General features: G+C 55.6%; 14 protein-coding genes. 10 read left to right on the forward strand and 4 right to left on the reverse strand.

Features of this window, described 5'->3' with window-relative positions; translation table 11 throughout:
• Positions 1–53 precede the first annotated feature (53 nt).
• From nudC to DFP90_RS19850, 3 genes are all read left to right on the forward strand, one after another.
• Entirely contained in the window at positions 54–953 is a 900-nt protein-coding gene (nudC, locus tag DFP90_RS19840) for an NAD(+) diphosphatase (protein ID WP_115938700.1), read from the forward strand.
• Positions 954–1,093: 140 nt separating this feature from the next.
• Entirely contained in the window at positions 1,094–3,286 is a 2,193-nt protein-coding gene (locus DFP90_RS19845) for an ATP-binding protein (protein ID WP_147301072.1), read from the forward strand.
• Positions 3,283–4,002 (forward strand): PDC sensor domain-containing protein, encoded by a 720-nt coding sequence (locus tag DFP90_RS19850; protein ID WP_115938704.1) that lies wholly within the window; start codon positions 3,283–3,285, stop codon positions 4,000–4,002. The genes DFP90_RS19845 and DFP90_RS19850 overlap by 4 nt, the downstream gene beginning before the upstream one ends.
• A 23-nt stretch (positions 4,003–4,025) precedes the next feature.
• Here DFP90_RS19850 and DFP90_RS19855 read toward each other — a convergent pair whose 3' ends face one another.
• From DFP90_RS19855 to DFP90_RS19865, 3 genes are all read right to left on the reverse strand, one after another.
• A complete protein-coding gene (locus DFP90_RS19855; RefSeq protein WP_115938706.1) occupies positions 4,026–4,451 on the reverse strand; it encodes a GNAT family acetyltransferase in 426 nt (141 codons plus the stop codon).
• Positions 4,452–4,455: 4 nt separating this feature from the next.
• Positions 4,456–5,640 (reverse strand): prephenate dehydratase, encoded by a 1,185-nt coding sequence (locus tag DFP90_RS19860; RefSeq protein ID WP_115938708.1) that lies wholly within the window; start codon positions 5,638–5,640, stop codon positions 4,456–4,458.
• A 97-nt stretch (positions 5,641–5,737) separates the two neighbouring features.
• Entirely contained in the window at positions 5,738–6,469 is a 732-nt protein-coding gene (locus tag DFP90_RS19865; RefSeq protein ID WP_245957128.1) for a J domain-containing protein, read from the reverse strand.
• Between the two features lie 450 nt (positions 6,470–6,919).
• On the opposite strand from DFP90_RS19865, the gene DFP90_RS19870 reads away from it, so the two are divergent.
• On the forward strand, positions 6,920–7,264 hold the full coding sequence (locus DFP90_RS19870; RefSeq protein WP_245957129.1) for a helix-turn-helix domain-containing protein: 345 nt from the start codon (positions 6,920–6,922) through the stop codon (positions 7,262–7,264).
• A 247-nt stretch (positions 7,265–7,511) separates the two neighbouring features.
• A complete protein-coding gene (locus tag DFP90_RS19875) occupies positions 7,512–8,486 on the forward strand; it encodes a hypothetical protein (RefSeq protein WP_115938712.1) in 975 nt (324 codons plus the stop codon).
• A 41-nt stretch (positions 8,487–8,527) separates the two neighbouring features.
• Here the strand turns inward: DFP90_RS19875 and DFP90_RS19880 are convergent, their stop codons facing one another.
• Positions 8,528–9,268, reverse strand: coding sequence for a type 2 periplasmic-binding domain-containing protein (locus DFP90_RS19880; RefSeq protein WP_115938714.1), 741 nt, complete (start codon positions 9,266–9,268; stop codon positions 8,528–8,530).
• A 136-nt stretch (positions 9,269–9,404) separates the two neighbouring features.
• Here DFP90_RS19880 and DFP90_RS19885 point away from each other — a divergent pair, with 136 nt between their 5' ends.
• The 5 genes from DFP90_RS19885 to DFP90_RS19905 all read left to right on the forward strand — a co-directional run bounded on the left by DFP90_RS19885 (position 9,405) and on the right by DFP90_RS19905 (position 12,656).
• Complete coding sequence (locus DFP90_RS19885; protein ID WP_115938715.1) at positions 9,405–10,916, forward strand: sensor histidine kinase; 1,512 nt, start codon at positions 9,405–9,407, stop codon at positions 10,914–10,916.
• A gap of 69 nt (positions 10,917–10,985) precedes the next feature.
• A complete protein-coding gene (locus DFP90_RS19890; RefSeq protein ID WP_115938716.1) occupies positions 10,986–11,456 on the forward strand; it encodes a PAS domain-containing protein in 471 nt (156 codons plus the stop codon).
• A 123-nt stretch (positions 11,457–11,579) separates the two neighbouring features.
• Positions 11,580–12,056, forward strand: coding sequence for a PAS domain-containing protein (locus DFP90_RS19895; protein WP_115938717.1), 477 nt, complete (start codon positions 11,580–11,582; stop codon positions 12,054–12,056).
• Between the two features lie 70 nt (positions 12,057–12,126).
• Positions 12,127–12,357, forward strand: a complete 231-nt coding sequence (locus tag DFP90_RS19900; RefSeq protein WP_115938719.1) for a type II toxin-antitoxin system CcdA family antitoxin — start codon at positions 12,127–12,129, stop codon at positions 12,355–12,357.
• The gene (locus tag DFP90_RS19905; protein ID WP_115938721.1) at positions 12,357–12,656 is read left to right on the forward strand and encodes a CcdB family protein; all 300 of its coding nucleotides are present in this window, start codon (positions 12,357–12,359) and stop codon (positions 12,654–12,656) included. Before DFP90_RS19900 ends, DFP90_RS19905 begins: the two co-directional genes overlap by 1 nt.
• The last annotated feature ends 668 nt before the right edge of the window (positions 12,657–13,324 follow it).

Below are 13,324 nucleotides of genomic sequence, written 5' to 3' on the forward strand. Positions count from 1 at the left end.
CGCAGCACCCCGGAAGGTGATGTTCAGTAACAAATGGTATAGATGGGATTGGCATGAATTACCGACGGAACTTTTATGAAAACAGCACCCTCGACCGGGCTGCACATCTCCGGGAGGATGAAGATTGGTACCGCCAAACCATTGTTTCCATTGAAACCCGCATCCTGCCGGTCTGGCGCTCCCAAAGTTTTGTCAGCGGGGTGGAAGGACCCGATCTGGCCCATCTAACAGGAGAAGATTTGGGCCAGCTGGATCATGAGGCCGCCTTTTTGGGACTGGTGGACGACACCCCATATTTTGCCATGGATTTTTCCCGGCATGAGGATCCGGGCCTTTCCGCTCATGGAGAGTTTCATGACCTGCGCGCGGTAGGGCCCCAGATGACAGCAAACCAGGGCGCCCTTGCCGCCTATGCCCGTGGAATCCTGCATTGGCATCGGCGACATCAATTCTGCGGGCGATGCGGCTGGCCAACGGTCAGTGTCTGGGCCGGACACAAGCGCAACTGTTCCAACCCGGATTGCAATCTGGACCATTTCCCACGCACAGACCCGGCTGTCATCATGTTGATCCATGATGATCAGAACCGGGTATTGATGGCCCGCCACCCCAATTGGGCCGAGGGCCTTCATTCCGTGCTGGCCGGTTTTGTCGAACCCTGCGAAAGCCTGGAACAGGCGGTCGCCCGCGAGGTTTATGAGGAAGCGGGCATCCGGATCACTGATATCCGCTATCATTCCTCCCAACCCTGGCCATTCCCGTCCAATATCATGCTGGGTTTCACCGCCCGCGCTCTGAAAACAGACTTAACACTGGACCCGAATGAGCTGGCCGAGGCCTGCTGGATGACGCCGGAAGAGTTGCGCAATTCTCCGGAAAACGAAACCTTTAGCCTGCCCCGACCGGATTCAATTTCCCGGGTTTTAATTGAAGACTGGATCCACCGGCATTAACTCCGTTGAAGCCTCGTCGCTATGCCCCTGATTGTGCAGAGGAAATACATCTCTGAACAAGGCACAGTCATGACAGAAATTAATCAAAAATTAAGCGCGATCGTAGACATTGAGACATCTGGTTGCAAACGAGGCCTTCGTTGGAAACATTCATTGAGTCACTTGCCCGCGGCTATGTCGCGCTGATTGCCAATATCGGTCTTTTGGCAATCCTGGCTTGGTGCGTCTCTCTATTCGGCCGCCATCTGTTTGTTGAGGATTATCGACCCAACCTGACGGTTGCCACCGTTCTGGGGCTGACATTCGGCTCCGCTGCGGCCCTGCTGATGAATTTACCGGTAGAGTTCCAGCCGGGCATTTTCGGAGACGCCCGCGGCGCACCCTTGATGATGTCCGGCCTGGTTGGCGGCCCGGTTGCCATGGTCATCACTGCCTTAATGGCCGCGGCCACCAGGCTCTGGTTGGGTGGAACCGGCGCTGATGCGGGCGTCGTGGCAATTTTCATCTATGCCCTGGCCGGCTATGCCTGGCGTCGGATGGCCAATCGCATTGGCAGCACCGGCATATCAACCTTCGAACTGGTGGGTGTCAGCTTCTTCACCACCGCCCTGACCAGTCCGGTGGTTTTATTCATGCCGTCCAATGTCCAGCTGGCGGTGCTCACCAGCCTCTGGCCAAAACTGTGGGCTGCCAACATCTTAGGCACCCTGATCCTTGGCAGCCTGATCCACCGGGAGATCCAACGGCAGCAGGCCGAGCATGAGTTAATGATCCAGCGCGTGCTGTCCGAACGGGCGACCGTGGCAAAATCCAAATTCCTGGCCGCCATGAGCCACGAAATCCGCACGCCCTTGAACGGCATCCTGGGCATCATCCAACTGCTGATGAACAGGGATTTGGAAAAGCCGATCCGGGATGATCTGAAAATTGCCCAGGATTCAGGGTTTTATCTGCTCTCCCTGCTCAATCAGGTGCTTGATTTCGCCAGGATCGAATCCGGCCAAAGCTCGATAGAACGCCGCCAGTTCAAGGTCGCCTCCATCATTGACAGCCTACATTCCATATTCGCCCGCCAGGCCGAGGCAAAGGGGCTTGAGCTTGAGGTCACCCAGACCGGGCCATGCGACCAGGATGTCGAAGGGGATTTCAACCATATCCGGCAGATCCTGTTCAACCTGATGGGCAATGCGCTGAAATTCACCGAAAAGGGCAAAATCACGCTGACGGTCCGGCAGGAGCAGGAGGAGGATCAATACCGGGTGCAATTTGAAGTGACCGATACCGGCCCCGGTATCCCGGAAAAGGATCTAGGCCTGATATTTGAAGAATTTCAGCAAAGTGAAACCGGCCGCGCCATGCCGGGCGGCAGCGGCCTCGGCCTTAGCATCGCCCTGCAATTGGCAACCGCCATGGGGGCCTCACTCTCTGTCCGCAGCACCCTGGGAGAAGGGACCGCTTTTTCCCTGATGGTTATGGTCGATAAGGCCGCCCCTCGCGCCAACCCACTGCCATCACCGGAAAGCGCCTCTCATGACCTACCGCTCAACATTCTTCTGACCGAAGATAATGAAATAAACCAACGTATCGCCAAAGCCATGCTGGAAGAGATGAATTGCAAAGTCACCATCGCAGAGAACGGACGCGAAGCCCTGCAATGCATGACACAGCAACCAGACCGGTTCGATTTGATTTTCATGGATATCCAGATGCCCATCATGGATGGCATCGAGGCAACCAAACGGATCAAGGCCCTGCCGCTGCCTGCAGGGGCGGTTCCAATTGTCGCGCTGACCGCCAATGCCTTTGACGAGCAGCGTGCCGAATATTTGGAGAGCGGTATGGAGGATGTTCTCACCAAACCGCTGCATCAGGGAGAACTGGATCAGTTTCTCACCTACTTCCGATCCGATCAGGATATCTCCGACCGCCCCCAGCCCAGCAAGCAAAAACCTGAACTAGACCACGGCGAGATGGTGAATGGGGAAATCGTCAAACAGGTAATCACCACCCTAACACCCAGCGGTGCCCGGAGTTTTTATGACGATGCGCAAAGCCGCAGCCACAGCCTGATCGAACGACTGAAGGCAAACAGGAATGAAGGCCGGGATACACAAACCGTTTCCCACGAATTGCGCAGCCTGCTGTCCAGCATTGGGTTCCAGGCCGCGGTGGAAATCACCCGCCAAATCGAATTCCCGGAACCCGATCAGACGGACCCGGAACAACTGATTGAGGCCTTGGAATCCTGTCTGGATGCATCTGTTATCATTGCCAAGAAGCATCTGGAGGGAATTGAGGACACCATCATTGCGAACAAGGAGCCTGAATCTTGACGGTCAATAAACGGTTAGTCCTGCCGCTCGTGCTGATCACCCTGTCGGCTGCCTTTTACGGCGGCATGGTTTTCTATACCGAGCAAACCACCACCAATGCCCGCGCCGAGGCGGAAATGGTTTATCAAAGCCTGCGGGATAGTGTCGCCAGCCAGGTCAGGCAATCCGAACGACACCTGCGCGAACTGGCCGAAGACCCGGGTGTGCTGACTGCTGACCCGAGAAAATGTGGCAAACCCCTCGCCGAGATGCTGGAACGTCATCGCAAAATCCATGATGTCTTCCTGCGGGTCCGTGCTGATGGGATCCTGGATTGCACCCCCAAAGGCGGCAGCGAAGGGATCGATTTCTCCGAGCGCCTTTATTACCGGAAGGCTGTAGAGACCAAAGAGTTCGTCATTGGGGAGTTTCTGATTGGTAAGGTTTCAAAAGAACCGGTTTTGGCCGTTTCTTTACCGGTTCTGGATGCCAACGGCGAGGTTGCCATGGTCCTGGCCGCCGGATTGAAAACCGACTGGTTGCAGGACATCATCGAACAGCATACGCCGTCGCGGAACCTGGTGGTGGAGATCGAGGATTCCCGCGGCACGTTGATGTCATATTTCATTCACGGACAATCGGTGGAACCCGGCAGCGACGCCAAATTGGAATTGATCCGGCTGCCCCTGTTTCCTGGCCAATCCGATGCCCAGGTGGTGATTTACGAGCAAACCTGAAATACTGCTTACGCCAACGCCAATCAATCGTCCGGTTTATGCAGGATCTTGCCCATGGAGATCCTGGGCTCCACTTGATAGCCGTTCTTTTCATAAACCGCGACCACAGCTTCGTTGCCTTCGCGCACCTGAAGATTGATCTTCACACAGCCAAGCGACGCCAGCTTTGCCTCGGCCATCTCCAGCAGGCGCGACGCAATCCCCCGTCCGCGCTGGGCGGGATCGGTTGCGACCGAATAGATCCAGCCGCGATGACCGTCATACCCCGCCATCACAGTGCCCAGCATCTGCGCGCCCTGCATGGCAACGAACATCAATTCCGGCTGAAAGGCCACCTTCAAATCCAGCGACAAGGCCGGGTCTTTCCAAGGGGGATCATCCGGAAAGACCCGTTTCATCAGCGCTATATAGGCTTCCCTGTCCTGCGGCTGATAAAGGCGGCATTCCATGGGATCAGTCCCGAGTCCGGAACGGGCTGATGGGATAGGTGCCAAGCACCTTTACCTTGGTGGTGAAATACTGCAGCTCCTCAAAAGCCTGATCAACCGAACGCTCCGCCGGATGGCCTTCGATTTCCGCATAGAAACGCGCTGAACTGTCGTCACCGACGGAAATATAGCTCTCCAGCTTGATAAAATTGACCCCGTTGGTCGCAAAACCCCCCATGGATTTGTACAAGGCAGCCGGCACGGAACGCAGTGCGAAAACCAGGCTGGTGATGCAGCGCCCGGCCCGCGGATCCGGTTCAATCCTGGTACGCGACATGACAATGAAGCGGGTCACATTGCCGATTTTATCCTCGATACGCGCACGCAGGGTTTTCAAACCATAGGTTTCGCCCGCCAGGCTGGAGGCGACCGCCGCCACGGTCGGATCATTCAATTCCGCCACCAGCTTTGCCGCCCCTGCGGTATCCGCCTCTTTCACCGGGGTAATACCCAATTCACGCAGCGTGCTGCGGCATTGCGCCAGAGCCTGGGTATGGCTTCGCGCCTCTTTCACCGTCTCAAAGCTCGCCCCCTGGGGCGCCAGCAGATGGTGATGCACCGGCTGAAAATGCTCCCCGACGATATAGAGATTTGATTCCGGCAGCAGATGATGAATATCCGCCACCCGGCCACCCAGCGAATTTTCGATCGGGATCATAGCGAGACCCGCACGCCCATCTTCCACGGCGGCAAAAGCATCTTCGAAACTGGGGCAGGAAAGCGGCTCCATATGGGGAAATGCTTCGCGGCAGGCCAAATGCGAATAGGCACCAGGCACCCCCTGATAGGCGATTACGGGATTGTCTTCTGCAGGATTGGTGATCATCGCCGTTTCTCCGGAAGTGGCATATTGCTGCTGGATGGAAGGGGGATAGGTATCCCGCCTGTCACTGGAAAGAAGGAAAGAAGAGGCCGTCGCCCTGGACCGCTGCATGGGTCCCGCAGGCTCAACCTGGCTGCCCAGCATGAGCCAGTCCAGGTTCACACCGGTGGCTTCCGCCAATCGCAGGCATGTTTCACGGTTGGGCTCGCGATGGCCCGCCTCCCACCGGTTGACGGTGGAATGCGATACATCGAGCTTTTCGGCCAATCCGGCCTGGGTCAACCCGGCGGCCCGGCGGGCCTGTATAATTCTTTGCGCTACAGTCATGATCCTGCTGTAGCGGGCCCGTCACCAACTGTCAACCCTTGTGCAATTTTTGCACAACCGGCAATCTCGTGTTCTTTAGTGCAAAATTTGCACAGAATTATTGATTTTTGCGTAAAAAGGCAATGGCATCATTCAGTTGTGCCATCCGCTCGTGATTGCCGATATCACTGTCGGGATGATGAATGGTGGCCAACATCCGGAAACGCGCCTTGATTGTCTGCATATCCGGATAAGTGCCGGGCGCGATCCCCAACACATAGAGAGCCTCCTCCCGGGTGCGGATTCCATTGCTGAGAATTTCGGAAGAAAGCGCACTGATCACAGAGCGCAAGCGACCGATTTCCTCCGCCTGATCCGCCAGACGCTCCCTGGCGCTGGGTTTTGCGGCATCCTCCAGGGTAACCTTCAAGGCATCCCGGTCCAGTTTGAGCGCCAGCGCAAGTGCCTTGCGAATGGTCACAACTTCCAATCCGGCCGGCATGCGCACCTGCAGCCGCGGCTTGCGCCGCCAGGGCTTGCCCGCGCTGGGGCCGGATTTCAAAATCACCGTCTCGCGGTCATCGGCATCAGGCTCGCCGGGGTCTTCCATAGCCTGAACGGTGGATTCCGGCATGGTCAACATCACGGACCGGGCAATATCGCCCACATTCACCTTGCGGCTTTCCGCCAACAGCGTGACAGCATCCCGGAAGGCACTGGCACAGGGAATAGCATAGGAGACTTTACGCTGGGTCGGGCTTTTGGTCGCTTCCCGGATTGCATCAAGCAACCGGCCGTCCTCTGTCTTCTTCACTCGCGACACGGCTTCGGCCGCTGCAGCCCCTCTCATCGTTTTTCTCACCCCGGAAAAAATGATTGTTTCCATCGCTACCGGCCTCTCCGGTAACTACATACGATATCAAAATTCCCTGATTCGTTAAAATGCACAAGCAAATACTGGGTTATTTATTATCCATTAATGATTGTATGGCATGAATAGGTTTATACCTATGACAAAGGCGGGGTAATTCCATCTATACCCTGAAAAATAGATTTAAAGCTATTTTTTCACTTTTGCCGTTTCGCAAATTAGGAAAATGCGATATAAAGGTATAGGGGAAAGTGCTGTTATACACTACACTTTTGGTAGTGTATTTGCATTGGACGGACCGGTTCACAACCCGGCCTCCGGGGCGCGCAGATCCGGCCTGATGGAAAGGCCGGTCGCAATTTCTAAAAAATCGACTGTATTCGTCTGGCGATGCTGCTTGCCAGACACATAGTTAGGAGACTAGGAATTATGCCGCACCCGACAGACATCCATGTTGGACGCAAGGTTCGTGAAGCCAGGGCAGCGAAAGGAATGAGCCAGGAACAGCTCGGCAAGCTGCTGGGCGTCAGCTTCCAGCAGGTCCAGAAATATGAAAAAGGCACCAACCGCATCGGCAGCAGCCGCCTGTGGGATATTGCCCAGGCCCTGGAAACGCCGATCACCTATTTCTTTGACGGCATCGAAGATGCTGGCGCGCTGGACCAGAAAGCCCTGCCCAGGCGGACCATCGAACTGGCCAAGCAGATCGATTCAATTCCCGATGACAATGTCCGCAATCAGGTTTTGAACCTGATAAAAGCCTGCGCCACGTAAAACCGGCGATCACGTGCTGAGGAACAGGTCCGGCCCCGGATGACATAAGCCGTTGATCATCCGGGAGAGGCCGGCCCCGTCCCCCCATTTTAATTTTTCATACACAAAACCCGATTTCGGGCTATAGTTTCGCCGAGGGGGCTTTCCTGCCGACTGTACCCATATCAGGGAACAGTCGGGATGCTGATCGGTGCCGATATCCAGCGCGCATGGTAATCGGTGCCTACAGAATGTGGGGGAACTGGCGATGACACATTCAGGCATTGCATATCTGGGCGAACTGCCTTGCAGGCCGCAAACCCAACCTGAAACCCAATGGTGGATTGATGATAGCGGCAGATGGCTGCCCTGCGGCCGCCGGAACAGCCGCCCGAACAGCCAGGGGATCAAAGATCAAGATCCGTTTTCCGATCCCGCCACGAGACGCTTGGCCTATCACCGTCTGGGCATGGTTCATCTTTCCCATGACGGTGCCCTGACCACCTTGAGCTGGGACCTGAGGGAAGCCGCGCCGCAGAGCCTGAATGCCGCCCTGGATTATCTGATTAACCTTCCGCCGAACCAGACCATCCGCCTCTGTTTTTTTTACAGCGGCTGGTGTTTCGAGACCTTTCGGGACCGGCATGAGGCCCTGCGCCGAATTTGCTGCATCCGGGCCTGCCATGACCAGGAACCGGCCGCACGGCTCATCACCCGGGAGATTGACATCTCCCTGATGCGCCGGGCCAAACCCCTGATCCGGGATTGTTACCAGCGCTGGCTTCATGAACCCAGCCTGCACCGTCGGAACCCCAATGGCCTGCAAGCCATGCACCGGCAGCTCCAGATTTTCAGCCTGCATACCAAGGAACGGCGTATCACCATTGATCATATCGGCGACCAAACCCCGCTGATGCGCTATCTGGGGCCTGACTTTTGCCGGAAAGCCGTGGGCAGTTCACCCGCCAGCTATGAGGATCCGGAACAGGAATCCGCGCTTTCCGGCCCGTATTGGCGAGCCCTGGAAAAAGGCCGCGCCTATTACGACCACGTGCGCTCCCTGATCCTGCCCAAGGCGGACGATCCCGTTTGGTTCACCTATCAGCGGCTCATCATGCCCCTACCGGACAAGCGACCATCCATTCGCCGCCTCGCGGTGGCCGTGCGCATGACACGACAGCTGGAGATCCCCTTCCTGGTGCCGGGGACCAAAGGCCGGCTGGAACGGATCAGCGTCGCCTGACGGCAACAGAATGGCCCCAGATGAAAGATGCCGGATGATTGTCAGTTCAGGCCGAAAGAATTCTTCAAAACCGCTATTTTCTGGCGGTTCTCTTCCAACCAGCGGCTGAAATCCTCCAAAGCCTCAGGTCTGATCGCACTGGAGAGATGATAATAATCCCGCACCAGCGGTCGGGTATCGTCAAAAACCAGCTTACCGGGCCTTCCCATCATATGGCGCAAGTAATATTGCACCACATGCCGTTCGCCATAAATCGCATCGGTCCGGCCTAACAGGACAAAACGCAGGGCCGCACGCAGGCTGTTATGTTCTGAAAGCTCGAGATCGCCCCGGTCAATGCGGTCCAGGTAAGGCACAGGGGTAAATCCCCGGATGATGGCCAGCGACCCCAGCGCGCTGCCATAAAGCTCCGGCGGCACATTGGCCCCTTCCACATATTCAAAGACCGGCGCACTGAAATGCAATTTGGAGACATCCCGGCCCCGCCAGGCGGGATTATCCGGATATTTGAAATCGATGCGACCCTCCATCAATTCGATATTCAACCGCTTGATCGGCAACGGCTTATAGCGGAAATGATGGCCCCGGTCCCGGGCGTAGGTATCCAGCAATTCACGGGCAAAGCCGGCATATTCTTCACCCACCACGCTGAAATGGGGCATATATTCGATATTCTCCACCCCGACCAGAAAAGTGTCAGCACGGCCATATGGAAAATCCAAGGCCAGCATCCCCAGAGATAAAGCCATGATCTTTTTATAGAAATTACGGCCGACCTGCATGAATCACATTCCTCGCCTTTGGGTGATCCCGCCAGTATAGAAGCCCGCGCTTTTGAAAGGATTAACAGAGCGCTCAATCACTCTTTTTCAACCGGTGGCAAAAGATTATGATACTAGCGTGTTTTCACGGGGCCAGATGGCGGCCCCAGTTTCGTTCGAGGTAGCCATGGCCTTTCGTCTTCAGCGTTATTTTGCCCTGGCAGGCGGTGCGGCGCTATTGGTCATCGCCACAACAATCGTATTCCTGTACGAACGTTCCCAGCGCCAGCAAATTGTCACCTCCATTGAGCGGCAGAATATCCTGCTGGCCACCATGGCCGCCAATCATCTGGGCACTCAGATCCCCGCCGGCGACCCCCGCTTGGACGCCTTTGCCGGGGTCGCCAGCCATATGCCAGGCAGCCCTTTCCACAGCCTGGTCCGAGACCAGCTCATGCGGAACCTCAAGGGCCTCCCCGTGCTTAAAGTGATGATCTTCCGGGGCAATGACACGATTTTCTCGACCGATCCCAATCAGATCGGTGCCAAGAAGGCGGATGCCGAGATCGTTGAGAGCATGCGCCGCCAGGTCCCGGTGAGCCATTTATCGCACCGGGATCAATTTGATACCGGCGGGGAGCAGCTGGTGGATCGTGATATTGTCGAAACCTATGTGCCGACCGGCCTGGCCGGCGCAACCCCGGGCCAGTTGGAAACGCCCGTCTATTTCGAGCTCTATACCGATGTCACCCCCCTGATGGTGGAATTCCGGACCGACCGGACCCGCCTGATGATCATGCTGCTACTGGCCTTTGGCATCTTATATGCCACTCTGTTGCTGATTGTGCGCCGCGCTGAATTTACCATGCGCGAACAGCAGAAAAGCCTGGAAAAACGGGCCGATGAATTGCTGGCCCTGACCACAGAATTGACCGAGGCCCGTGACGCGCTGCAAGAGTCCAACAACCAGAAGGACCGGTTCTTCTCGGTCATCGCCCATGATTTGAAAAGCCCGTTCAATGCGCTTCTGGGATTTTCGCAGCTGCTTTCCGAACAAGGTGGCATGCTGGCGCGGGAAAAGGTCACCGAATATGGCCGGATGGTCCATCAGGCGGCGGAAGCAGCCTATAAACTGCTGGAGGATCTGCTGGATTGGTCGAGGCTGAATATGGACCGGATTGAGTTTAATCCGGAAGCCTTTAACCTCTGTGACCTGATGCAGCAGAACGAAATCCGCTTCGGCCCCATGGCGGCCTTCAAGGAGATCGACCTGATCCTGATCCCGCCATCCGTACGGCCGGTCCGGGTGTTGGCCGATATCCAGATGGTGGATGCGATTTTAAGAAACCTGATCAGCAATGCGGTGAAATTCACCCATCCCGGCGGCCAGATCATCCTTTCCTGCAAAAAAATGGGGGAGATGGTCGAAATCTCCATAGCCGATACCGGAATCGGGATCCCACCCGACCGGGCAGCACATCTATTTGATCTAGGCAAAGGCACCACCCAAGGCACCCAGGGCGAATCCGGCACCGGCCTTGGGCTTCAGATATGCCGGGAATTGGCCGACAGACAAGGCGGACAGCTCACCTTCGACAGCACGCCCGGCGAGGGAACCACCTTCCGTTTCACATTGCCAATGGCCGACCAGCTCAAGAAAACAGCCTGACAAGTGACATTTCCCGCCAAACGGTAATTATGCTATGAATAACGTGGGAGGGCTGAAAGGGACAGCCAATTGCAGGATTTTTTTGAACCGGCCTCACATGTGGGCCAGCGGTTGCTTGACCACTGGCACAAGATGGCCAATGGCAAAGCCCTGCCCGCGCGTGCGGACCTGGACCCGGCCCATATCCCACGCCTGCTCAGCCATCTGCTGCTGGTCGATGTCCGCCATGATCCCCTGGATTTTACCTATCGCCTGATCGGTACCGGCATTGTGGACCGCAGCGCCAAGGATTACACCGGCATGCGGGTTATGGATATTCCCATGCAGCGCCCGCCCAGCGGTATCTGGTCCCTGTATCAGGCGGCGGTTGAAACCGGACAGCCGCAATGCACCCACATCCCCTACAAGGATGAAAGCACCCGTTTTGTCGAGATGCAGGCCTTGCCACTTTCCTGCGACGGGAAACGTGTCACGATGCTTTTGGGATCGGTCGCCTTTGAACAGGATGAGGAAATGCCGATGAGCGTCAACGCCCTATAAGCCCGCGCCCACACGGGCCACCACTCATTGGCGCGTTGTCACATCTGTCAAATTGCCCCTTTCTGCCATCCGTGGTTTCATAGAGGCCTTGTTATTATGAGTATTGTATAGTTGGATTTCGGCATGTTGATCTGCGACAAAGCCATTGCCCCTCAAAGCTCTATCAATCGACGGGTGCGTGCCTATTGGGATTCGCTGGCCAAAGACGGCCTGCCCGCCCGACGGGATATCGAACCGGCGGATATTCCAGCCCTTTTACCGCATATCTATCTGGTGGAAGTCAGCTATGAACCGCTTGATTTCCAATATCGCCTGATCGGCACCGCCATCGTCGAGCGATCGGCACGCGATTATACCGGCACCAGCATCCGCGACATCCCCATGCAGGCCCCGCCCAGCCAGATCTGGTCGCTTTATGAAACCGTCGCCACCACCGGCCAGCCCACCTGCACCCTCATCCCCTACCGGGATGAAAAGGACCGGTTCGTTGAAAAACAATGCCTGCCACTCTCCAGCGACGGCACCACCATCGACATGCTGTTGGGATCGATCGTCTTCGAGGAAGAACGGGTCCGCTTCCCGGAGCGGAATGCGCTTTAACCGCCCCCACCTCCGCGCTATCAATACCTATACGTATGAGATATACTGATCTTCATACGGAGGACCCGTGATGAGCGCGAGCACCAGAAAACACACCAACCTGTCCATGGACCCGGGCCTACTGTCCGAGGCCAAAGCATTGAAAATCAACCTCTCCCGTGCGGCCGAGGACGGCATTCGCGACGCCATCGCCAAGGAGCGGGCGCGTCTTTGGCGCGAAGAAAATGCCGCCGCCATTGAAAGCGCCAATCAATGGGTTGAGGAAAACGGCCTGCCACTCGCAAAATATCGGCAGTTCTGATGGCCCGGTTTGATGTTTATCCGAACCCTGATGGAATAGGATATCTGCTGGATGTGCAGGCCGATCTGCTTAACGGGCTAAACACAAGGATCGTGGTACCGATGTTATCACAAGCACAGGCTCCGGAACCGGCCCGATATCTCAATCCGATTTTTCAGATTGAAGGCGTGGATCATGTCATGGTCACACAGTTGATGGCCGCAGTGCCTCTATCCGTATTAGCCGAGACGGTTGGCAACCTGTCGGATCAAGCCGACGACATTACCAAGGCGTTAGACATGGTTTTTCAGGGATTTTGAGCTTCTAGCGGATCTAGTCCCAATATAACACACTTGTAGGTCTCTTTTAGGTGGTTCTTTAGTTGGTACAGTTCCGAATACGTTTCGGGTCCATAAAGGCGCCTACCAAGTCTGCTAATCGGGTGAAATGATTTGATTCGATCATCGTAAAATTCGTCAAAGAACTTTAAATTTGTATGCTCTTGGCCAAAGACTTCCTCCAGATGGAATTGAGCATCCCTAGTGCTGGGGTTTTGAACACCTGCATCGGCCAACTTTCTGAGGATTAGGTGAAAGGCCACATCAAGAGCAATGAAGAGATTGTATGCAGCTTCTTCTGCTAAAGATCTAGAATTTACTAACATTGAGGCCTTAACCAAGCAGTAGAGCCCTCGAATTAGCGCGTAATTCGATAAATTAATTTTACTAAAGAGGTTCTGTTGCAGCTTGAGAAGATCATCATCTCGAAACTGGTAGTTGGAACGAGAAACGCCCGCACGAAAGAAATCCATGTCATATGGATGGAAATTGTACTCAGAAAAATCTGAATTTAGGTTTGCGTCAAAGAACTCCTTAAGATCTTTTTTCGATAACTGAAGTGGTCTCGGTTGTTCGGACCGTTTCGCGGCACATTTAAGGTGTATCCAGTTTGATTTTCATGCCGCCAGTTTCGTCTGTTCGTGATCCCA

Origin of the sequence: Aestuariispira insulae, assembly GCF_003385955.1 — a bacterium.
In the GTDB taxonomy this organism is placed as follows: domain Bacteria; phylum Pseudomonadota; class Alphaproteobacteria; order UBA8366; family Aestuariispiraceae; genus Aestuariispira; species Aestuariispira insulae.